The following is a 23,080-nucleotide window of genomic DNA, read 5'->3' as shown; positions in this document are numbered from 1 at the left end:
ATGAGGAGGATGAGGAGGATGAGGAGGATGAGGAGGATGAGGAGGATGAGGAGGATGAGGAGGATGAGGGAGACAAGGGAGACAAGGGGGAATTTACTTCCCCTGCTCCCCCTGCTCCCCCTGCTCCCCCTGCTCCCCCATCTCCCCCTGCTCCCCCTGCTCCCTCATCTCCCTCCAGCCGGACTTCTAGCTTTATAGATCCCCCTTCTGGTGTAAACTTGACAGCGTTGCTCAACAGGTTGATCAGTACCTGACGCAGGCGGCGATCGTCTACTTGGATGCTGCCAATATTGTCATAAACGTGAGTATTGAGGCGAATATTCTTTTTCAAAGCCATTTGTTTGACAAAGGCGAGGCTGGCATCACAGAGGCTCCTGACAGAAACATCACTCAATTGCAGTTCCAGTTTGCCAGATTCGATTTTAGACAAGTCTAGAATGTCGTTGATTAGTTCTAGCAAATGTCTGCCACTGCGCTCAATAGTGGCGATCGCTTTTACTTGTCTTTCATTAATGGAACCAAACACACCTTCCAAGAAGCCCTCAGACATACCCAGAATGGCATTAAGAGGCGTTCGCAGTTCATGGCTCATGTTTGCAAGAAATTCGTCTTTGAGGCGGGTTGCGCGGGCAAGTTCCACGTTGGCGTTAGCAAGTTGCTCATTCGTCTGCCGCAGTTGTGCTTCCGCTTGTTTGCGTTCTGTGATATCTTCGTGAGATACCAGTAAGCCAATCACCTCACCTGCGCTATTAGTGAGGGGGACTTTATTAGTTCGCAGCCAGAGTTCTTCGCCATTAAGTCCTCTCGTTGGCTCCTCATACCCTAGTTTAGGTGTTTGGGTATTCATCACCATCGCATCGTCTGCACAGTAGAGGTGTGCCGACTTTGCCCAAGGTAATTCAAAGTCGGTCTTGCCGATGATCTCATCCGCTGTCAGTTGAGAATGGCGGATAAATGCTGGATTGCAGCCGAGAAAGCGCGATTGGCGGTCTTTCCAGAAAACACGTTGGGGAAATGTATCTAGTACCGTTTGCAGCATTTTGCGTGATTCTTCCAGTTTTTGCGCGATTTGTTTGCGTTCACGTAGTGCAGCTTGCTGTTCGCGGATATCAAATAGGGTGCTACGGCTATATAGATAGTTCCCATCTGCATCTTTGACGGCAGTAGCGCTGATCAGCACTGGTAAAACTGTGCCATCTTTACAAATCATGTCAAATTCTAAATCTTTTACCCAGCCCTGCTTTTTGAAGCGAGGATAGTTTTGCGCGAAAGCGAAGCAGCTGGGTTGGGTGAAAAAATTCACTAGGGGTTTGCCAATCATTTCCTCACGGGTATAACCCAACCATTGCAGTTCAGTCTCGTTGACCTTGATCAATATGCCTTCGCTGTTGATGGAATGGTAGCCACAGGGAGCATTCTCGTACAAATCTTCGACCTCACGGGCATATTTCGCCAGTGCTTCTTCAGCCTGTTTGCGTTCGCTGATATCACTTACCCGTACTAGATTCATGGTATGTCCAGCTACAGTAATGGGCTTGGCTGCAATGTTGCCCCAGAAAATTTTACCCTGAAGAGTAACATATTCAATCTCTCGACTCCATACTCCTTTCGACTGGATTTCTGTGATGATCGCAGCCATCTCATCAAAAGAAAATTGACGGCACTGGAGTTTATGTCCTTCAATCAAAATTAGTTCAGATTTGTCAGTAGCCTCAAATAATTCCACCGCCCGTCGATTACAATCTAAGGTGAGCAGCGTTTGCGAATCGACTAAAAACAGGGCATCAGCAGATTCGTTAAAAATTGCTTCTCGCAAATCCCTGTTGCGGACGAGTTCCTGTTCAGCTTGTTTGCGATTTGTAATATCATAGTTAACCCCAATCATCCGTACAACTTCACCCTGGTGGTCACGCTTGAGAATACCGTAGCCTTTGAGGAAACGAATTTCCCCAGTTGGTTGAACGACGCGGAACTCAACATTATATTCTTGCTTGCCTTGGAGAACTTGCTCCATAGTTTCCAGCATATAAGGGCGATCGTCCGGGTGCAGGCAGTTTAACCAAGCATCAAAAGAGTCGTTAAAATCAGTCTTGCTCACTCCATACAGTTCATACATGCGATCGTCCCAAATCTGCCTTGTCTGGACGAAATCATATTCCCAAATGCCGAACCCTCCTGAACTGATGGCTAGGGTTAGCCGTTCGGAGAGGTGATGCAGCTGTTCTTCAGCTTGTTTGCGTTCGCTGATATCTGTTAGTGTGCCGATGTAGCCGATAATGGTGTCGTTGGTGTTGATTTCGGGTAGTACTTGGACGCAGAACCAGTTGATGCTGCCATCCGGGCGTAGATGCCTGCCCTCACTCTGATAAAATTCCCTTGGGTCAACATTTCCTTGCTCAAATTTTAGAGACCATTCCCTCCCTAAACGCTCGCCGTCTTCTGGGTGCAAAGCCTGTACCCAGCCACCCCCCAATGCTGCTTGTGTTGGTCTACCAGTCATCTCACTCCAGCGATCATTCACATAGATGCAGCTCCCAAGGGCATCCAGCTGGAAAATAGCTACAGGAGCAGCTTCTGCCAGATGTGCATAACGGAGTTCGCTGTCTCGAAGGGCTGTCTCTATTTGTTTTTGCTGGGTAATATCTTTGGCAATACTTAGAAAGCCGATATTCTGTCCTTCCAAATCCTTCAGAATTTTCACCGACAGAAATACAGGGAAGCGGGAGCCATCTTTACGAATGTAAGTCCATTCGTTTTCATAGGTGCTTCCGTCTTGAGTAACGATAGTAAAAAATTCCCTACCGGGTGCAATTTCCCTACCTAATTCCAACGATAGTTTTGCTGCCCGTTGTTTGAGTTCCTCCGGGTCGTGAAATGTAGTTGGATTTATTTGCCGAACAACTTCATCGGCTGTGTAGCCCAACATTTTCTGGGCAGCCGCGTTGAAGGTTTGAATGCCCTCTGAGTTGTTGAAAATAATGGCATAGTCGGTGCCATCTAAAATGGCTTGTTGCAAACTAGCGATCGCTAACAATTGAGCTTCTGCCTGTTTGCGTTGTGTAATGTCAATGTGGCAACCAATTATGCGAAGGGGATTGCCGTCTTGATCCCATGCAATGACACGACCGGAACAAATGACCCAAACGGTAGAACCATTCTTATGCCGATATCTCACCTCATTATAAAAGGGGATTTGTCCACGACTTTGGACGTGTTGCTCGAAAAGTTCCAGAACACCCGGTAAATCCTCTGGAAAAATCAGGCGTTGCCAGCTCTCTGGTGTATTTGGCAACTCATGATCTTCATAGCCGAACATCTGCTTAAAAGTTAAGCTCAAATACTCCTGATTGCCCGGAATATCCCAGTCCCAGTAACCTGCTAGACCGACTTCGAGAATCTGCTCCAGAATATGTAATTCAATTCGCAGCATCTCTGCTTGCTGCCGCTCCTCCTCTGAGAGTTTGCGTTCTGTGATGTCCACTACCACGCCCAGCATCCGCAGCAGTTGTCCAGTTTGATCGTAAACTCCCCGTCCTTTTACCGATACCCAGTGAATGCTGTCATCAGGGCAAACAACTCGGTATTCCACAGCATAATCGGTTTGTGTGGCGATCGCCTGCCTCAGTTTCTGCTCAACCCATTCTTGATCTTCTGGATGTAGTTGATTAAGCCACTTTTCATAAGTCCAGTTCACATCACTCAGATCGGAACCAAAACAGCGAATTGCATTCTCACTAGCAAATATTTGATTAGTGATTGGGTTCCATTCCCAATAGCCAATACTAGCAAAACTCAGGGTAAGCTTGAGTTTCTCTTCGCTGGTTCTGAGGGCTGCTTCTGTCCGTTGGCGTTCTGCCAGTTCTGCCTGTGCTTGCTCATAGGCACTCCCCTGCTGAATGGCGATCGCTATTTGCACTGCCAGCTGATCCAACAAATCTAGTTCAACCGCTTGCCAGTCACGAGATGCATTACATTGGTGAGCAATTAATAATCCCCATAATTGCTCTTTGACCAAAATCGGTACTACCAGATTGGCTTTGACTTCAAATTGTTCTAGAAGATGCAAATGACAATTCGTTAAGCCAGCCTGATAAACATCGTCGATTACTCGTTTTTTACCTTGACGATAGTCACTTCCGGCTCTTTGTTGAAAGCAGGTGTCTTGAATCTGCTTCCCCAGAGCCACTGTCCAACCACCAAGCACTGACTCTGCGACAATTGTGCCGCTCATATCCGGCTGAAATTGATAGACCACTACTCGATCTGCTTTCAAAAACTGCCGCACTTCTGTGGCTGTGGCACGTAGAATCTCTTCTAGTTTCAGAGACTGACGAATCCGTAGGGCGATCGCCGCAATCAGTTGTTGTTGTTCCCGACTTTGTTCTAACTGCCGGATTAGATGCATCCGTTCAACGGCATGATGAATTGCGCTTTGAAGAACTTCAGCCGTGAGTTTATCTTTAACCAGATAATCCTGAGCACCGCTTTTCATCGCACGGACAGCAATAATTTCATCGCCTTGTCCTGTCAGCATAATGAAAGCAGTTTGGCTATGGCTATGGCATTGTCGGAATTGTTGAATAAACTCCAGCCCATCCCCATCGGGCAACAAAAAATCTAGCACAATCACATCTGGTATCTCTTGCTGACACCATGTCATTGCCTGTGTTACCGTCTCAAACTCAAAAATGCGATAGTTATACAGGCTATCCTGCTGCAATAAGTGACACAATTTCAGCCGATCTTCAGCGCAATCATCAACCAGGAGAATTGTGAGGGGAGAGCGATGACTCATAAATTAAAAATATAAACGCGATCGCGCTTCCAGATAATTTTATTAAAAAAAGGCAGAGGCAGACGAAATTTATTACATATATTTATACTTCCCAAATAAAGGTTCTGCTATCTAATAGACATCTCCCGAAAAGACGTAGAGACGTAGCACTGCTACGTCTCATCAAGGGTTTCGGGCAACGCATAATTAATTAAATTCTGGAGATGTCTAATGTTTCATAATTTAGTAGACATCAACAGGATATTTTAGTTTCGAGGAACTGCGTTTTACTGTTGCGTGCTATGCACAATTGACATTACTGAAACCCGAAAAGCACAAGAGGAACTCCAGCAGACTCGCAACTTTTTACAGTCGATGATTAATAATCTGCCTGTGGCAGTCTTTGTTAAAGATGCTAAACCAGAAAGTTTTGGGACATTCAAGCTCTGGAATCATACCTACGAAAATATTTTTGGCATTACAGCAGAGCAGGCTATTGGCAAAACAGATTACGAGTTCTTCCCGAAATAACAAGCAAACTTTTTTCGCCAAAAAGACCTAGAAATTTTTGATCGCTTCTCGTCTTGAGCAACAGGCTTTGGTTGAACGCCAAGCTCAAGCTAAACTAGATGAACTCAGAATGAATATTGCTCACTCATTACCTCACGAACTAAATACTCCTTTAAATGGTATTCTTGGTATGTCACAGCTGTTAATAGAAAATTGTGACATCATACCTGGCTCTGAAGAAGTCGAAATTGCAGAATCAATTTACACATCTGCCAATCGCTTGAATGCATTAGTTAGAAGATTTTTATTATATAGTAATCTGGAATTAATAGCCAAAAATCCCGAAAAAATCCATGAAATCCAAGAAAAAAGAGATACATGTCTTGTTGAGACAATTATTAGTGAAGTCGCTCTCAAAAAAGCTACAGAAAATTGTAGACAAAAAGATTTAAAGCTAGATATCCAAGAATGTACCGTACAACTACCAGGAGAAAAATTGAGTATTCTTATTGAAGAATTACTTGATAATTGTTTGAAATTTTCTTTCCCAAGCAGCGAAATTCAAGTTATGAGTAAGATAGAAGGTAACAAATTTAATTTATCTATAATTGATAATGGCAAAGGGATGACAATTGAAGAGATTGATAAAATTGGAGCTTTTGTACAATTTAATCGAAAGTTATGGGAACAACAAGGTTCTGGCTTAGGGCTGGCTATTGTTCAGCATATAGTGAAATTATATGGTGGTGAATTTACAATTGATAGCATTCCTGAAAAAGGAACTATTGTAAATGTTCGTTTGCCTTGCTAGGATATAGTTGCAAATATAACCACAGTAAACTGCGATCGCTTTATTAGTAGCGACTTGAAATAGCTTATTATTAAGTCAGGTTAATTAAGTTTGATGCAAAAATGGCTGTCTGTGGTCGGAATTGGTGAAGATGGAATTTTGGGGTTAAATCCGGTTGCACGTAGCTTGGTGGAGCAAGCAGAGGTGTTAGTGGGAGGCGATCGCCATTTAAATATGCTCCCAGAAAGCGATCGTCGCGAAAAGCTAGTTTGGGCTTCACCTTTAAATGATACTATAGAAGAAATTATCCGCCGTCGTGGGCGATCGCTTTGTGTTCTCGCTAGTGGTGATCCGATGTGTTTCGGAATTGGGGTAACGCTACTACGGCGAATTCCCATTGCAGAGATGACGATTATTCCAAGTCCCTCAGCCTTCAGTCTTGCTTGCGCTCGTTTAGGATGGTCGTTAACAGAGGTAGAGACTTTAAGTTTAACAGGTCGCGATCCTTCTTTATTACATCCGGTGATTTATCCAGGAGCGCGTCTTTTGATTCTCAGTGAAGGCAGAAAAACCCCCGCTATTGTCGCCGAAATGTTGGTAAAACGCGGCTTTGGTAATAGTCAAATTACAGTTTTAGAACGGATGGGAGGAACTCACGAACGCATCGTTAAGGGTGTCGCTGCATCTTGGAATATCAGCGAACTTGCCGATTTAAATACAATTGCCGTTGAATGTATTGCAGATTCACCAGTTATGCTGCTTAAGCGCACTCCCGGATTACCCGATACAGCATATCATCACGATGGACAACTTACCAAACATGAAGTTAGGGCAATTACCTTAGCTGCACTTGCACCCATACCGGGACAATTATTGTGGGATGTGGGTGCGGGTTGTGGTTCGATAGGGATTGAATGGATGCGGAGTCATTATCGTTGTCGAGCGATCGCGATCGAACAAAATCTATCACGATTGCGCTACATTACCGATAATGCCGCTGCTCTGGGTACACCAAATTTGTGTATAATTCAAGGTGAGGCGCCTGCTGCACTTGAAGATTTAGAAGCACCTGATGCCATATTTATTGGTGGTGGTGCTACAGCAGAGGGAATATTTGATATTTGTTGGCATTCTCTTAAATCTGGTGGACGCTTCGTTGCTAACGCTGTAACTGTTGAAAGCGAACAAAAGCTGCTGCAATGGCACAATCAAGTAGGTGGGACATTAACTCGCATCGCAATTCAACGAGCGGAACCCGTCGGTAAATTTTTGGGTTGGAAAGCGATGGCGCCTGTTACACAGTGGGTAGTGGTGAAGTAAGGGACTTCCAAAAACTAAAATCAGCAATAAGATAATCATTTAATACTATCAGTTGAAACCCTTTTATCTCTGGTTCACAATAGAGATAAATGTTGTGAGAGTTACCTTTAATGGCAGAACTACTTTCAAGAATTACAGTTAATCCTCGACAGTGCGGCGGTCGCCCCTGCATCCGAGGGATGAGAATTCGAGTGTCAGATATACTCGATTTATTTGCAGCAGGTCTAAGTGCAGAAGAAATTTTAGAAGAAATGCCTGATCTTGAGGCGGATGATCTCAAGGCATCACTTTTATATGCCTCACGAAAACTTAATCACCCGGTTTTAGTGGCATGACAATCTGGGTAGATGCACACCTATCCCCGGCAATTGCAACCTGGATTACCAGCACATTTGGCGTTGAAGCAGTAGCCTTACGTGATCTTGGGCTAAGAGATGCTGAAGATCCTGAAATTTTCTCCTCAGCAAAAGCCCAGAAATCCATTGTGATGACTAAGGACAGCGACTTTGTGGATCTGGTTGAGCGGCTTGGTTCGCCGCCACAAATTATTTGGTTGACTTGTGGCAATACCTCTAATGCTCGGTTGCGCGAGATTCTGAGCGAGACGTTACCTAGAGCCTTAGAACTTTTAGCGGCTGGTGAGACATTAGTAGAAATCAGCGCAAACAACAACAATTGTTAGTGAGGAAGAAGAATTGAGGAGCGATCGCGAGAAAAAGTTATTCGTGGCATATCTGTGAAACTGCTTTTGGACGAAAACCTTTCTGACAGAATCATTTTGCAAATAACGGATCTGTATCCTGATATCTTGCACAATTCCCAAAACCGCCTCAGAATAAATTCTGAGGCTAATAGTTAAAGTCGTCTAAAGACGACTAGATAAAGGTTTTAGTCCACAAAGCATGGACTTGAGCTATAAGCCCTGAGTTTTAACTCTGGGCGGGACTGGAGGCTAATTGAGAATGGTGCAAGATGTCAGCGACCAAGCTTCATCTGTACAAATCTTGCGGAATAATTACGCCATCATAAGTCAGTTTGGGAACACAGAGCAAGAAAGTATTTTGGTGCTGGCTTGAGGAGCGATCGCACCCTCCCCACCGTAATAGAAATATTGCTTATGAATTACCAAATAAGGTAAACGTTTCTACTTTCTCAAGTTCTCTTAAGTTTAAGCTGTTGAGAATACTAGCTTTGATCGGACGCTTTTCATCCCAAAAAATTAATGATGAAAAAAATCTAGTAGCTGAAGAAGAAGTCAAAAGCTGGAAAGTTTTACGTGCAACTTGCTCATCACAAAAACTGAGAAAGTAAATAGTATCGTCAAAAACTACAGGTTTATTGTTTATTTGCTTTATCAACCGAAAATCCAAGCTTTTGTAAAGTCCACAAATTGCAATTTTCCAAGGTGCGAAAGTATAGTTTCCAACTCCAAAAATAGAGTAGCGTGGATTATTATCATAAATTTTACTTTTTCTCTTATCTAAGTAATTAGCATGACTTTCTAAATAGTACCAAGTTTTAGGAGCAATGCTTTTTATAAGGTCTGTAGACTCACCAATATATTGTTGAGTAACGAGAGTATAACGCTTTGTATATGTTATTCGATTATTTGCTACGTCCGAACCTTTAAGCAGCGGAAAAAGGTAATTTTTTTCTATATCTACTATTTCACCCAATCCATTGATCAGATTATCGTTTACCTGATGAAACTCCATAACTTGTGAACAATCATGCTTAATACCAGAACGCCATTTAATTTCATTGCTACCATACAAATTACTTAATTCTTCAAAATCAGCTAAATTTCTGATAGTAATACCATTTTTATATCCAATTCGATAACTTTTTTTAGTTTCTAGATTCTCAAAAACATCAAATAAATAGTTATGTGAAGCAGAATCAAATTTACAAAATAATAAACAAGCCTCAACAGAAACACCAAAGTATTTCTTGGCATCAATTCCGAAGATACCTGCATAAGCCAGTTGCCGTTTGTTGGTATGAATATATTTTAGTAATTTTCTGGCAACAGATGTCTTGCAAATCATTGCTAAATAACCATTGCGGTTTTGTAGCCATTCAACAGCTTGTATTAACATCCATTCTGATATATCAAAATTACTTTTTCCTGTAATTGCATCAAGTCCAGTATAATTTTGAAAATTCTTTTTTTCTGGCATGTTTAAGCCGTTAATTATTCCGTGCTGTGAATTAGTTACCCAAGGAAAATTACCAATAACTAAGATTGGTTCTGAAAAATGTTCAATTAATGAGAACCAATTAATTTCAAAAAAGTTTCCTTGACTTACTTCCAGAGATAAATGTTCAAAAAAAGAGTTGTTTTGATTAATCTTGCATATATATTCCGGATTTATTTCAATCCCTATAATTTTATTTACAGATTTAAAAGAACACGCTGATGCTTTAATAAAAGCGCCAATTCCGCATGTTGGTTCAATCACCACATCAGGTTTTACGCCTAGTTCTACTAACTTTTGACATATTTTATCTGCTAGTTCTATAGGTGTTTGAAAATCTCCATATTCAATTTTGGCTTTGTCTGCTGTTCGCATTATGGTATAATTTTATAAATACTAATAATTCCATCTTCCTGACCTGCACGTTCAATTAGTCTGCCATACTGAAGTCGCCATTGTAGCGCATTAGAGATGGTAAGAAAACCTTGTTTAGGAAGATTTTCGAGTATTTCATCGGCAATATTAGCAGCTTCGATTTCGTCAACAGGCAGATTTCTATCAAGCATGAAGGCAATAATATCATCTTTATTTCCTTCATTATCAAGAATATTGCGAATTCCCCGTGTCATCTGAAAATCTGCTGTTCTTTCCGCATCTACAAAAATCGTGTGCAAGATTTTTAAAGTAGCAGTCTGATCTATATTATTGTCTGCTTTGTCATATACAAAAATAAGCAGCGAGTACCCAAGTCCATAAATTTTCTGTCTTGCAGACTTAAAAGGACACGAAGATTGTGGCTGTCTAATACTTGTTACCTTCATGTCAACTAATAATCCCGGAAAATCTATACCACTAGCTGAGTTACCTGCTTGAAACTCGTATTTTATCTTCAGATATGCCCTAAATTTATGCTCCACATACGTCCCCACCGCTTTACCATCAGTCACTCGATAGAGTGAAGGTTCTGGGTAGATAGATTCAGTTATTGAAAACTGTACCGCTTCAGCGCAGAGAGTTTCTATAGTCAGTGATTGCATATTAACAGTCCAATTTATAGTGAAGTTTGCTGATTTCTAATATCGTGTCTGTCTTAACACTAAATCTTACTCGTAGTAGGCACTTTAGTGCCTGAAATAAGCGCTTTAGCGCTTACTACGAGTTTATATTTATATTTTTCGTGTGACAGTTGCGTAAATTCTAAATTTTTCGTTTTGAGGTTGTATGCGATCGCACAACAACTACAATTATTAGTGACGAAGAAGAATGTCCGAGCGATCGCACAACAACTACAATTATTACTGAGGAAGCAGAATGTCCGAGCGATCGCACAACAACTACAATTATTTGTCATAAAGCAGAACTCTAGAGCGATCGCACAACAACTACAATTGTTAGTCAGGAAGGAGAATGTCCGAGCGATCGCACAACAACTACAATTATCAGTGAGGAATGAGAATTGAAGAGCGATCGCACAACAACTACAATTATTAGTGAGGAAGGAGAATGTCCGAACGATCGCCTAACAACTACAATTGTTAGTGAGGAAGCAGGACGGAGGAGCGATCGCACAACAACTACAATTGTTAGTGAGGAAGCGCAACGGAAGAGCGATCGCCAGGATAATCCTCAAAGATTGCTCCTTTTTGAATTAAGTCACGTTTTCTGGCTTCAGAAATTCCTATATTATTTCCGAATACAGCATTTTCGACATTCGCACCCCTCAGTTCGGCACCACTTAGGTCGGCACCTCTCAGGTCGGCACTACTCAGGTTGGCACGACTCAGGTTGACACCAATCAAGATGGCATTTCTGAGGTTGGCATCTCTGAGGAATGCAACACTCAGGTCGGCATCAATCAGGTTGGCATCAATCAGGTCGGCATCAATCAGGTTGGCATCAATCAGGTTGGCACTTCTCAGGTTTGCATCACTCAGGTCGGCACCTCTTAGGTTGGCACTTCTCAGGTTGGTATCACTCAGGTTTGCATCACTCAGGTCGGCACCTCTTAGGTTGACACGACTCAGGTCGGCATCAACCAAGTTGGCACCACTCAGGTTGGCACCTCTTAGGTTGACACGACTCAGGTCGGCATCACTCAGGTCGGCAAAACTCAGGTTTCGACCCTCAACTGCATGATTGACAATCTCCTGCACTAGATGCCATTTATCATTCAGTTCATTACTTTCTTCATCATCTGAACTTTCGTTCAAAACTTGAATATCTTCAACAGGAAAACCGCTTAATTCTTTTAGTTCTCCTGATTGAATGCGAGATACAAGCCGTTCGATATCCTCTTGAGAACCCTCTACAATTAATCGAATGCTGCCTGCTTGAATATCTGTAATTTTTATAGTATCTCCTGGATATGTTAGTAAAGCTAATTCCAGGGATACTTTAAAATTACTATTAACTGAATTTATATCGCCTTCTAATACAATAACCGCTTTAATTTTTTTACTTTCTTTATCTATTACAGTTACTTGACGCTGAACTGCTTGCACTTGTACCACCTCATCAGTATCAGGGCTACTGTAATTATTTCTTTCTAAACCTTGTGATTGTCCTTCTTCTATTATCCCCGCAACTTCTGCCCAATTCAATTTCAGTGCCTTACATATCCTTGTAAAAGAATCAAGCTGAATTGGCTGGCATTGAAAAAACTTTGTAACTGTACTGCGAGATAAAAGTTGAGATTCTGCAAAGTTACTTTTTGACTCAAACCCTAGCCTTTGCAAGGCTTTTTCTGCCCTCTCTATACCTTGTATAGATGCTGTGTAAGTTACTTTCTTCTTTTTCCTGGCAAGGCTAGAGTCTGTCATAGTTTAGCTAACTCTTTATCTGCGAGTATTTGTATTTATACCGTTTCTATATAAAGATGCCCCTAATTAGCCCACGCAGGTGGGCTTTGTTCGTATAGCCCCAGGCTTCCAGCCTGTTCGCGTAGCGTGCGCTCGGCGCAGGGGGATTAAGCGCAACATCACAAAAAATTGTATTACGCGATCGCAACTAACGCATACGACAATCATAGAAAACACACAAGTGATTTACAACAGAATCATTGCCTAGTCAGTATTTCCAGGATTTGGCTCGACATTAGAAGTATGAAATTTAAATCCGCGAGCAAAATCCATGAATAACAAACTAACCCCGAATCACTCTACAATCGAATTAAGTATTGCCCAAGAACGCTTGCGACAAGCAACTTACAGCTTTAACCTAGCCTTGATTGCCACCTCAGTATCTTTCTTTATTGGACTTATAGGTGCTGGGCTAATTTTGTCAAATCAAGTTCCAGAAGGAACAGTTGCCGCTGCTGGAGGTTTAGCTTCAAGTGTATGTTGCATATCTCTCGCGAAAGATGCAAACGATAGACTTGACAAGGTTTTAGCAGAAATAAACGACAGCGAGAAGTAGAGAGGGAGGGGGAGGATGGGGAAGCAGGGGGAGCAGGGGGAGCAGGGGGAGCAGGGGGAGCAGGGGGAGCAGGGGAAGAAATTTCTTCTTGTCTCCCTCATCCCCCTCATCTCCCTCATCCCCCTCATCCCACTGCCCCAGCCGAAACAGACTTGGAAATGCCTGAAACTGAAAGTTACACTAGATTAAGAAAACAGTGATTTCAATTCTTGCTAAAAGAATAGACATAAAACTAGCGCTCTGTTATGTAGCAGCAGACAAAGGGTAATTATTATGACAAATTTTCAGAAAAAGGCATTGAGCAAACAGCACTCGTCAAAGCGCATAGCATTGACTGGAGCGCTAGCAGCCAGTTTAATCATGTTGCCAGGAATTTTCGGCAGTAGTCCCGCATTAGCGCAAAAAGCAGAGCGGCAAACTCTAGAGTATGGTGACTTGCTGAAAGCGACTAAAAACAACCAAGTTGAGAAGGTAGAACTTGACGAAACTGAACAACTTGCCACAGTTTATTTCAAAGGGAAAAAAGAGACACCACAAAGAGTAAGGCTTTTAGAAAATAATACAGAGTTAATTAATAAACTCAAAGAGAATAAAGTTGAGTTTGGGGAGGTTTCCTCAGCTAATAGTAGAGCAGCTGTTGGGCTTTTGATTAACTTAATGTGGATTTTGCCACTAGTAGCGTTAATGTTATTATTCCTGCGTCGCTCGACTAATGCCTCTAGCCAAGCGATGAACTTCGGCAAATCGAAAGCGCGTTTTCAAATGGAGGCAAAAACAGGAGTAACATTTAACGATGTTGCAGGCATCGAAGAAGCGAAAGAAGAACTGCAAGAAGTCGTTACCTTCCTCAAACAACCAGAAAAATTTACCGCTGTTGGTGCCCGCATTCCCAAAGGAGTTTTGTTAGTTGGACCTCCAGGCACTGGTAAAACTTTACTCGCAAAAGCGATCGCTGGGGAAGCTGGTGTACCATTCTTCAGCATTTCCGGTTCGGAATTTGTGGAAATGTTTGTAGGTGTTGGTGCATCCCGCGTCCGCGATTTGTTCAAGAAAGCGAAAGATAACGCTCCTTGTATCATCTTTATCGATGAAATCGACGCCGTAGGCAGACAGCGTGGTGCAGGTATTGGTGGTGGTAACGACGAGAGAGAACAAACCCTAAACCAACTCCTTACTGAGATGGATGGTTTTGAAGGTAACACCGGCATCATTATTATTGCTGCCACAAACCGCCCAGATGTACTGGATTCAGCATTATTGCGTCCGGGACGCTTTGATAGGCAGGTAATAGTTGATGCACCGGACATGAAAGGACGATTGGAAATTCTGGAAGTCCACTCGCGGAATAAAAAAGTAGATAAGAGTGTATCATTAGAAGCGATCGCTCGCCGCACTCCTGGTTTTACTGGTGCTGATTTAGCCAATTTACTCAACGAAGCCGCAATTCTCACCGCCAGACGTCGCAAAGAATCTATCACCCTTTTAGAAATTGATGATGCTGTTGACCGGGTTGTAGCTGGGATGGAAGGTACGCCCTTAGTAGACAGCAAAAGTAAGCGCTTAATTGCTTACCATGAAGTTGGACACGCTTTAGTTGGGACATTACTTAAAGAACATGACCCAGTGCAGAAAGTCACCCTCATCCCACGAGGACAAGCCCAAGGTTTAACTTGGTTTACTCCCAACGAAGAACAAGGCTTAATTTCTCGTTCTCAACTGCTATCCAGAATTACCTCAACTTTAGCAGGTCGTGCCGCTGAAGAAATTGTTTTCGGCAAACCAGAAGTAACCACCGGTGCCGGAGATGACCTGCAAAAAGTTTCTGGAATGGCACGGCAAATGGTGACACGTTTCGGCATGTCTGACTTAGGTTTACTTTCCCTAGAAAATCAAAGCAGCGGAGAGGTATTCTTAGGACGTGACTGGATGAATAAATCAGAGTATTCTGAAGAAATTGCCGCCAAAATTGATTCCCAAGTGCGGGAAATTATCAACCATTGCTACATCAAATCAAAAGAACTTTTGCAAGAAAACCGCAAAGTAATGGAGTATCTGGTAGATTTGTTGTCAGACCAAGAGACAATTGAGGGAGATTTATTCCGAAAAATTGTGGGGGAATATACTCAGCTACCTGAGCCAACATTAGTTGTGTCTCAATAGACATTTGGGGTAGGGTTTCCTCACACATTACGTATTGTAAAGACGTTCCGCCGGAACGTCTCTACAAGGGTTTCGGGCAACGCATAATTAATTTCTGGAGATGTCTATTACGTATTGTAAAGACGTTCCGGCGGAACGTCTCTACAACATAATATTATTCGACTAGGTAAAATTAAATAACTTGATATTTAACCGCTCGTTTGCTTGTGTCAGCTATAAACTAGCGGTATTTTATTTTTGACTTTTGACTTTTGACTTCCCTGAAGGGGTTGACCTGTTTCAATTGATAATCGGTCATATACCTAAATCATGTAAATTTACTTAAATTTCATACTTGAGACGTAGAAATATTACTATCATATATAGAAATATCTAAAAAGAAGTAAAGTAGTGTGACTAACATTTAGCATATTTTTTGTTTTACACATAATTACATTTATGTCAATCGCCTGATAGATGTAATTTTGGATGAGCAAATCTTAGCTATGTGTTAGTTTTAACTATTGCAATGTACAAAGTCGTAGCGGAGCTACTTTTAAATCCATAACAAAGGAAAAAATCATGTCTATTACAGGTGCAGGAAAACTTTTCCAGACTAGAGAACCAGATTTTGAAGCAGAGATTGCTAAAATTGCATCTTTAGTTTTTCCAAAAACTCAGTTTCAATTATTATTTCAAACAATTGGAAGTAGTCATGCGGCTTTAGTTCTCCCAAAAGCTCAATTTCAATTGTTATCGGAAAAAATTGGGAGTGATAATTTATGTATAACTTTTAAAGCAAAACACTTTTCCGAAAATTTTAAGTTGAGATTTTTTCGGAAAATAAAAACTCTAACTTTATCAGGATATTACAACGAAGGAATGGCTCACTTAATTTATATTCCGGATAATAATTATAATTGGTTAAATGGTAGAGGATATGAAATAACTTCTCCTGATTCTATTGGAGAAAAGTTTGAATTTTTAGCAAATAAGTTATACCCATTTTTGCAAGAATTTTATTTTTAATAACAATACTGATAAATTAGTTTTATTTAATCTTAACAGAGATAGAGTAGCAAATCAGCCTAAAGGCGGTTGACTTTCTGTAAAAAATCACTTAAAAGGTTGATTTAGCTTTGCAGAACTGACAAAACCCATGCTGACTGATATACTACCTTTCAGAGTTGAGTTAGACACGATCGCGATCGCCGGGACAAGTTTGTGGTCATTGGCGCTATATTTAGCTTTTTCCCCAGTCAGTGAGTGGGTAATTCTGCTTCTTAATCGCTGGTTTAACTTTGCCGAGCGATCGCTCTACATGAGTAAATCAGAATTTGAAAAGACTCGTCAAGCAAGAGAATCTCAAAACGCCTTTTACGCCTCGCTTTTCAGTATAGTGCCGTTTCTAATCTTTGGGGCATTATGCAACTGGGGCGTAGAACTAGGCTTAGGTCGCAGTTGGTCAATCAGCATGGGTATACTTTCCTGTATAGGTTGCGGCGTTTATGAACTCGGACGCAGAGATGGAAAGTCTTCAGAGTAGATAATTGGTCTGTTGAAGACGCGATAAATCGCGTCTCTACATCTTTTGCAACAGATGACTATTATCTGGCAATTTCTTCGGATACTATTTGGGCTAGTTTTTGCGCTGCTCCCGCTTCACCTCGAACACTCCGCAATTTGGCTTGAATTGCTGCCAATTTTTCTGGATTAGCCAAATAATCTAAAACCATCTCCCCTACCTCTTGCGGTTGAAGTTTTCCCACCAATTCCGGGACTATCATTTCCTTTGCCCAAATATTGGGCCATGCTAATAAACCCTTTCGTCTCAGTACCAGCCAATTAATTAACTTCGCAAAGCTAGAACCAAGCAAAGGCATATTTGCCAAAAGCCCGGGTAAACCATCCCAAGAACGCATGGCGTCAAGTTGTTGTGTTGGTAGCAAAACAATCATCGGCACGCCTAAAGAACCGAGTTCAGCGGTGTTTGCCCCGACTGTAGTTAGGCAGATACTGCATTGAGATAATAAATCATAAGCAGGTGTTTGGGTGTAAAGTTCCACACTTAAACCTTTGCCGGTTAGGAATGTTGTAGAGACGCGATTAATCGCGTCTGTAGGAAAGTCAGGATTAATAAGAGAAGCATTGCTAAAGCCGAAAGTTTTCACAAAGGGATTTTTTTCGGGATCGGCAAAACTAGCTAAAGTTGGTAAATCCAAAGTTGGGGCAACAGGAATGACAAACTTAGTTTGAGGTCTTTTGCTGTGAATGTATTCAGCGATCGCTAACATCAAAGGCACTCCCTGTGACAACTTTGCTGCCTTCGATCCCGGCAAAAGTCCAATTATCTCAGTTTTGGGAGATGAGGTAGCAAATTCTTCCTTGTCTTCCTTGTCTTCCTTGTCCCCTTGTCCCCTTGTCCCCTTGTCTCCCCCTCTCCCACTCCCCCCCACTTCCACCATCAAATCACCGACAACGGTAAATTTATCAGCATATTTCTGAGAAACGCGGTTAGCAACTTCAGATTTCATTACTGCGAATCGGTCAATTAAACTATGCCATCTAGCTTCCCATTCGGCGTAAACAACAGTGCGATAATTCAGCTTTTTGCCGATTACCACCGGGAAAAATTGATCTCCACCGAGAAAGACTACTACACCGTGACTTCTCCAATCCCAATTTTCAAAAGTCTTTCCCCAAAGCAAAAACTGCCAAAAATGTTCTGCTGACTGCACTCGATCTACTTCTGGATAAGAACGAGCGATCGCAGCTTCTTTACCAGTAGCATTTGTATCTGGTGATAATATGACAGAAATTCGCACAACAGAGCGATCGCTCCCCAGTTGTTGCCGCAAAGCTTGCACCACCGGACGCACCCAGGTTGTTACCTCCCCAGGACCATTTGAGAGGATGAGAATATCTACTTGACTCATGAGTTAATGGTGAAGAATTAGGGGTTATTAGTCAAGAGGCAAGTATTACCTAATTCGTTCCTAAGTTGCAGAGGCAGTCAAAGCTTATGGCTAGTATTAAATATTGTGATAAAATATATAGCTAAATAGCTATTTAACTATTAAAAATATATTACAAAAAGTTTACGAATAGGTGAGCGAATACTTTAATGTAAAGTCAACAATTACAAAGAAATATTTCGTTTTTTATATCGATTTGTGTCAGTTAGACGATAAAATGCCCAGTGGGTAAGCGTTTTCTGATAAAAAACACATATTGCCTAAAGAGAGGAAGTTTACCAGGAGCATAATTTCCTGTGGAAACTTCCGCCATGAGAACACGCATTAAAGGAGCTTCATAAGCATGTTCACCCACGTCAAGTCCACCATTAGACATATTGCGCCAGATAATTTACGCGGACGTAATTTAATCAAGGTGGTCTACGTCGTGCTAGAGTCGCAGTACCAAAGCGCATTGTCACAAGCGGTTCGCACGATTAACGCGCAACATCCCAACGTGGCGATTGAAATCAGCGGGTACTTAATTGAAGAACTTCGAGATCCAGAGAATTACGAAGAATTCAAGCGGGAAATCGAGACTGCGAATATTTTTATCGCCTCATTAATTTTTATTGAAGATTTAGCCCAGAAAGTGGTCGCAGCTGTAGAACCACATCGAGATAAGCTGGACGTTTCAGTAGTTTTCCCATCGATGCCGGAAGTAATGCGCCTAAGTAAAATGGGCAGTTTCTCCCTCGCACAGTTGGGACAGTCGAAAAGCGTAATAGCACAATTCATGCGAAAACGCAAGGAGAAATCCGGGGCAGGATTCCAAGATGGAATGCTGAAGCTGTTGCGAACACTGCCGCAAGTACTCAAGTTCCTGCCAATGGAAAAAGCACAGGATGCGCGAAATTTCATGCTCAGTTTTCAGTATTGGCTAGGTGGTTCTTCAGAAAACCTGGAAAACTTCTTGCTGATGCTAACTGAGAAGTATGTATTAAAAGGTGTAGAAACACGAAATTTCGCGTCTCTAGAATATCAGGCGCCGGTCGTTTATCCGGATATGGGGATTTGGCATCCTTTAGCGCCGACGATGTTTGAGGATGTAAAAGAATACCTTAATTGGTATACGGCTCGCAAGGATATTTCCGCAGATTTGAAAGATCCGTTAGCTCCGTGTGTCGGATTAGTACTGCAACGCACGCACCTAGTAACCGGTGATGATGCCCATTATGTGGCAATGGTGCAGGAATTGGAATCACTCGGCGCAAAAGTAGTTCCAGTATTTGCCAGTGGTTTGGACTTTTCTAAACCTGTGGAAGCGTATTTTTTGGAATCGACTTCCAAAACAGCGCTAGTTGATGCTGTGGTATCGCTGACTGGTTTCGCTTTGGTAGGTGGACCAGCAAGACAAGACCATCCGAAAGCGATTGAGACGTTGAAGCGTTTGAATCGTCCTTATATGGTAGCGCTGCCTTTGGTGTTTCAAACTACTGAAGAATGGCAAGATAGCGATTTGGGTTTACATCCGATTCAAGTAGCGTTGCAAATTGCAATTCCTGAGTTAGATGGGGCAATTGAGCCGATAATTTTATCAGGTAGGGATGGAAATACAGGAAAAGCGATCGCACTCCAAGATCGAATTGAAGCGATCGCCCAACGTGCTTTAAAATGGGCAAATCTGCGCCGCAAACCAAAACTACACAAAAAAGTTGCCATCACCGTTTTCAGCTTTCCCCCAGATAAGGGAAATGTGGGAACCGCTGCATATTTGGATGTATTCGGTTCCATCTTTGAAGTGATGAAAGCGCTGAAAAATAACGGCTATGACTTACCAGAATTACCAGAATCAGCCGAAGCGTTGATGCAAGAAGTCATCCACGATGCCCAAGCGCAGTATAACAGCCCGGAATTAAACATCGCCTACAAAATGTCGGTGCAAGAATACGAAGCGCTGACACCTTATTCCCACCGCTTAGAAGAGAATTGGGGACCACCTCCCGGACATCTCAACAGCGATGGACAAAATCTGCTGATTTATGGTAAGCAATTTGGTAACGTGTTTATCGGTGTGCAGCCTACCTTTGGTTACGAAGGCGACCCGATGCGGTTATTATTCTCGCGTTCTGCAAGTCCGCATCATGGTTTCGCTGCATACTATACATACTTAGAGCAACTTTGGGGCGCAGATGCTGTACTGCACTTCGGTACGCATGGTTCCTTGGAATTTATGCCTGGGAAACAAATGGGGATGTCTGGGGAATGTTATCCAGATAACCTGATTGGTATGATTCCTAATCTGTATTATTACGCAGCGAATAACCCCAGCGAAGCAACAATTGCCAAACGTCGCAGTTATGCAGCGACAATTTCTTACTTGACACCACCTGCGGAAAATGCTGGTTTATACAAAGGTTTGAAAGAATTAAGCGAGTTAATCGCATCTTACCAAACCTTGAAAGATACTGGACGCGGTGTTCCGATTGTCAACAGCATTATCGATAAGTGCCGATTGGTGAACCTGGATAAGGATATTATTTTTGCCGAAACCGATGCTAAAGATATGACCGCCGAAGAGCGGGATAATATAGTTGGCAGCGTGTATCGCAAGTTGATGGAAATTGAATCGAGGTTGTTGCCTTGTGGATTGCACGTAATTGGTAAACCACCAACTGCCGAAGAAGCGATCGCTACTTTAGTTAATATCGCTAGTTTAGATCGTCAAGAAGAAGAAATCGTTGGTTTGCCGCGAATTATCGCTAATAGCATTGGACGGGATTTGGATGAGATTTATCAAAATAGCGATCGGGGTATTTTAGAAGATGTCCAACTGCTGCAAGAAATCACCCTCGCAACTCGTGAAGCAGTTAGCGCTCTTGTGAAAGAGCAAATCGACGCCGAAGGACGAGTTTCCCTCGTTTCCAAGTTGAATTTCTTCAACATGGGCAAAAAGGAACCTTGGGTAGAAGCATTGCATCAAGCAGGATATCCTAAACTTGATTCAACAGCACTTAAACCGTTGTTTGAGTATTTGGAATTCTGTTTGCAGCAAGTTTGTGCAGATAACGAATTAGGTGCATTACTCAAAGGTTTAGAAGGGGAATACATCCTTCCCGGTCCTGGTGGTGATCCCATCCGCAACCCGGATGTATTACCGACTGGTAAAAATATACACGCACTTGACCCGCAATCGATCCCGACAACTGCGGCAGTTCAATCAGCGAAAGTCGTCGTAGACAGGCTTCTGGCTCGTAATAAGTCTGAAAACGATGGAAGGTATCCCGAAACCATCGCCTGCGTCCTTTGGGGAACCGATAACATCAAAACTTACGGTGAATCCCTAGCGCAAATTATGTGGATGATTGGTGTGCGTCCGGTTCCCGATGCTTTGGGACGAGTGAACAAGCTGGAATTGATACCTTTACAAGAGTTGGGAAGACCGAGAATTGATGTTGTCATCAACTGTTCGGGAGTGTTCCGGGATTTGTTCATCAACCAGATGAATCTGTTAGACCAAGGTGTGAAAATGGCGGCTGAAGCGGATGAACCACCATCGATGAACTTTGTTCGCAAACATGCTTTGCAACAAGCTGAGGACATGGGGATCAACTTGCGTCAAGCCGCAACTCGCGTCTTCTCCAATGCTTCCGGTTCTTACTCGTCAAACATCAATTTGGCGGTGGAAAACAGCACTTGGGACAGCGAAGCGGAGTTACAGGAAATGTACCTTAATCGGAAATCCTTCGCTTTCAATTCTGATAACCCCGGTATTATGGACGAATCGCGGAATATCTTTGAAAGCACTCTGAAAACTGCGGAAGCGACTTTCCAAAATCTCGATTCTTCCGAGATTAGCTTGACTGATGTTTCCCACTACTTCGACTCTGACCCCACCAAGCTTGTAGCAAGTCTGCGCGATGATGGCAAGGCACCAGCATCATACATCGCCGATACGACTACCGCAAATGCTCAAGTGCGGACATTATCAGAAACCGTGCGTCTTGATGCTCGTACCAAATTGTTAAATCCGAAGTGGTATGAGGGCATGTTATCTCACGGTTACGAAGGTGTGCGTGAACTTTCCAAGCGATTGGTAAATACGATGGGTTGGAGTGCCACAGCCGGCGCCGTTGATAACTGGATTTATGAGGATACTAACGAAACCTTCATCAAAGATGAAGAAATGCAGAAACGTTTGATGAATCTGAATCCCCATTCTTTCCGCAAAGTTGTATCAACTTTATTGGAAGTGAATGGACGCGGTTATTGGGAGACTAGCGAAGAGAATTTGAACAAGTTGCGCGAGTTGTACCAAGAAGTTGAGGATCGGATTGAAGGCGTAGAATAGGATTCATGGGCAGGCATAAAGCCTGCCTTAATCTTTCAATCTGGAATATCATCATGAATGCTTTAACCGTCAACCTTCAATCTGTATTGGAACTGACAGATGAGCAGTTTTTTAATTTATGTCAGGCAAACCGTGACTTGAGGTTTGAACGCACTGCTACGGGAGAATTAATTATCATGCCACCCACTGGGGGAGAAACGGGAAATCGTAATGGTAGACTAAATCAACAATTATTTAATTGGTCAGATACCGATGGTACTGGCATCGCTTTTGATTCTTCTACTTGTTTTAAATTGCCTAATGGTGCAGACCGTTCCCCTGATGCTTCTTGGATAAAGTTAGAACGATGGGATGCTTTAACTGAAGAAGAAAAACAAAAGTTTCCCCCCATTTGTCCTGATTTTGTCATTGAGTTACTTTCACCAAGTGATAGTTTGAAGGTTGCACAGGAAAAGATGAGGGAATACATAGATAATGGTGTGCGTTTGGGTTGGTTAATTAATCGTAAATCGCGGCAAGTGGAGATTTATCGAATTGGGCAAGAAGTTGAGGTGATGGAATCTCCTGTTAGTCTGTCTGGGGAAGACCTGCTGCCTGGGTTTGTGTTAAATTTAGAAACAGTTTGGTAGA

18 protein-coding genes are annotated in these 23,080 nt (G+C 42.4%); 12 read left to right on the top strand and 6 right to left on the bottom strand.

What is annotated here, in order from left to right:
• Window positions 1–4,795, bottom strand: a 4,795-nt coding sequence (locus TOL9009_RS38425) for a PAS domain S-box protein (protein WP_038296218.1), incomplete at its 3' end; no start/stop codon positions are given.
• A 276-nt stretch (window positions 4,796–5,071) separates the two neighbouring features.
• Between TOL9009_RS38425 and TOL9009_RS0106920 the strand changes: the two genes are divergently transcribed.
• The 5 genes from TOL9009_RS0106920 to TOL9009_RS0106900 all read left to right on the top strand — a co-directional run bounded on the left by TOL9009_RS0106920 (window position 5,072) and on the right by TOL9009_RS0106900 (window position 8,076).
• Window positions 5,072–5,305, top strand: a complete 234-nt coding sequence (locus TOL9009_RS0106920; RefSeq protein WP_029632097.1) for a PAS domain-containing protein — start codon at window positions 5,072–5,074, stop codon at window positions 5,303–5,305.
• Window positions 5,306–5,342: 37 nt separating this feature from the next.
• Entirely contained in the window at window positions 5,343–6,095 is a 753-nt protein-coding gene (locus TOL9009_RS38420; RefSeq protein WP_051502826.1) for a sensor histidine kinase, read from the top strand.
• A 93-nt stretch (window positions 6,096–6,188) separates the two neighbouring features.
• Window positions 6,189–7,394: a bifunctional cobalt-precorrin-7 (C(5))-methyltransferase/cobalt-precorrin-6B (C(15))-methyltransferase gene (locus tag TOL9009_RS0106910; protein ID WP_029632096.1), complete on the top strand. Its 1,206-nt coding sequence runs from the start codon at window positions 6,189–6,191 to the stop codon at window positions 7,392–7,394.
• Window positions 7,395–7,504: 110 nt separating this feature from the next.
• Window positions 7,505–7,729, top strand: coding sequence for a DUF433 domain-containing protein (locus tag TOL9009_RS0106905; RefSeq protein ID WP_029632095.1), 225 nt, complete (start codon window positions 7,505–7,507; stop codon window positions 7,727–7,729).
• On the top strand, window positions 7,726–8,076 hold the full coding sequence (locus TOL9009_RS0106900) for a DUF5615 family PIN-like protein (RefSeq protein ID WP_029632093.1): 351 nt from the start codon (window positions 7,726–7,728) through the stop codon (window positions 8,074–8,076). Before TOL9009_RS0106905 ends, TOL9009_RS0106900 begins: the two co-directional genes overlap by 4 nt.
• A gap of 433 nt (window positions 8,077–8,509) precedes the next feature.
• Here the strand turns inward: TOL9009_RS0106900 and TOL9009_RS0106890 are convergent, their stop codons facing one another.
• Complete coding sequence (locus TOL9009_RS0106890; protein WP_029632091.1) at window positions 8,510–9,970, bottom strand: DNA methyltransferase family protein; 1,461 nt, start codon at window positions 9,968–9,970, stop codon at window positions 8,510–8,512.
• Window positions 9,967–10,629: a type II restriction-modification system restriction endonuclease gene (locus TOL9009_RS0106885; RefSeq protein WP_029632089.1), complete on the bottom strand. Its 663-nt coding sequence runs from the start codon at window positions 10,627–10,629 to the stop codon at window positions 9,967–9,969. Before TOL9009_RS0106885 ends, TOL9009_RS0106890 begins: the two co-directional genes overlap by 4 nt.
• An 87-nt stretch (window positions 10,630–10,716) precedes the next feature.
• Between TOL9009_RS0106885 and TOL9009_RS38415 the strand changes: the two genes are divergently transcribed.
• The gene (locus TOL9009_RS38415) at window positions 10,717–11,052 is read left to right on the top strand and encodes a hypothetical protein (RefSeq protein ID WP_038296213.1); all 336 of its coding nucleotides are present in this window, start codon (window positions 10,717–10,719) and stop codon (window positions 11,050–11,052) included.
• 123 nt (window positions 11,053–11,175) lie between these two features.
• Here TOL9009_RS38415 and TOL9009_RS0106875 read toward each other — a convergent pair whose 3' ends face one another.
• Window positions 11,176–12,411, bottom strand: coding sequence for a pentapeptide repeat-containing protein (locus TOL9009_RS0106875; RefSeq protein ID WP_029632086.1), 1,236 nt, complete (start codon window positions 12,409–12,411; stop codon window positions 11,176–11,178).
• A 310-nt stretch (window positions 12,412–12,721) separates the two neighbouring features.
• Here TOL9009_RS0106875 and TOL9009_RS0106870 point away from each other — a divergent pair, with 310 nt between their 5' ends.
• From TOL9009_RS0106870 to TOL9009_RS0106850, 4 genes are all read left to right on the top strand, one after another.
• Window positions 12,722–13,006: a TRADD-N-associated membrane domain-containing protein gene (locus tag TOL9009_RS0106870; RefSeq protein WP_029632084.1), complete on the top strand. Its 285-nt coding sequence runs from the start codon at window positions 12,722–12,724 to the stop codon at window positions 13,004–13,006.
• Window positions 13,007–13,279: 273 nt separating this feature from the next.
• On the top strand, window positions 13,280–15,166 hold the full coding sequence (gene ftsH / locus TOL9009_RS0106860; protein ID WP_029632082.1) for an ATP-dependent zinc metalloprotease FtsH: 1,887 nt from the start codon (window positions 13,280–13,282) through the stop codon (window positions 15,164–15,166).
• Between the two features lie 561 nt (window positions 15,167–15,727).
• Window positions 15,728–16,174, top strand: a complete 447-nt coding sequence (locus TOL9009_RS0106855) for a hypothetical protein (protein WP_029632080.1) — start codon at window positions 15,728–15,730, stop codon at window positions 16,172–16,174.
• Window positions 16,175–16,304: 130 nt separating this feature from the next.
• Window positions 16,305–16,691 carry a hypothetical protein gene (locus TOL9009_RS0106850; RefSeq protein ID WP_029632078.1) on the top strand — a complete coding sequence of 129 codons (387 nt, stop codon included), beginning with the start codon at window positions 16,305–16,307 and terminating at the stop codon, window positions 16,689–16,691.
• Window positions 16,692–16,752: 61 nt separating this feature from the next.
• On the opposite strand, the gene TOL9009_RS0106845 is transcribed toward TOL9009_RS0106850, so the two are convergent.
• Complete coding sequence (locus TOL9009_RS0106845; protein ID WP_029632077.1) at window positions 16,753–18,081, bottom strand: glycosyltransferase family protein; 1,329 nt, start codon at window positions 18,079–18,081, stop codon at window positions 16,753–16,755.
• Window positions 18,082–18,325: 244 nt separating this feature from the next.
• Complete coding sequence (locus TOL9009_RS46975) at window positions 18,326–18,496, bottom strand: hypothetical protein (RefSeq protein ID WP_186227707.1); 171 nt, start codon at window positions 18,494–18,496, stop codon at window positions 18,326–18,328.
• On the opposite strand from TOL9009_RS46975, the gene TOL9009_RS0106840 reads away from it, so the two are divergent.
• Window positions 18,464–22,450, top strand: coding sequence for a magnesium chelatase subunit H (locus TOL9009_RS0106840; protein WP_029632075.1), 3,987 nt, complete (start codon window positions 18,464–18,466; stop codon window positions 22,448–22,450). The two genes, TOL9009_RS46975 and TOL9009_RS0106840, sit on opposite strands and share 33 nt — an antisense overlap.
• A gap of 53 nt (window positions 22,451–22,503) precedes the next feature.
• Window positions 22,504–23,079: a Uma2 family endonuclease gene (locus TOL9009_RS0106835; protein ID WP_029632073.1), complete on the top strand. Its 576-nt coding sequence runs from the start codon at window positions 22,504–22,506 to the stop codon at window positions 23,077–23,079.
• The last annotated feature ends 1 nt before the right edge of the window (window position 23,080 follow it).

It is taken from the genome of [Scytonema hofmanni] UTEX 2349 (assembly GCF_000582685.1).
GTDB classification, from domain to species: domain Bacteria; phylum Cyanobacteriota; class Cyanobacteriia; order Cyanobacteriales; family Nostocaceae; genus Hassallia; species Hassallia hofmanni.
The sequence above is the reverse complement of the archived record's forward strand: the minus strand, read 5'-3'. Positions and strand labels throughout refer to the sequence as shown.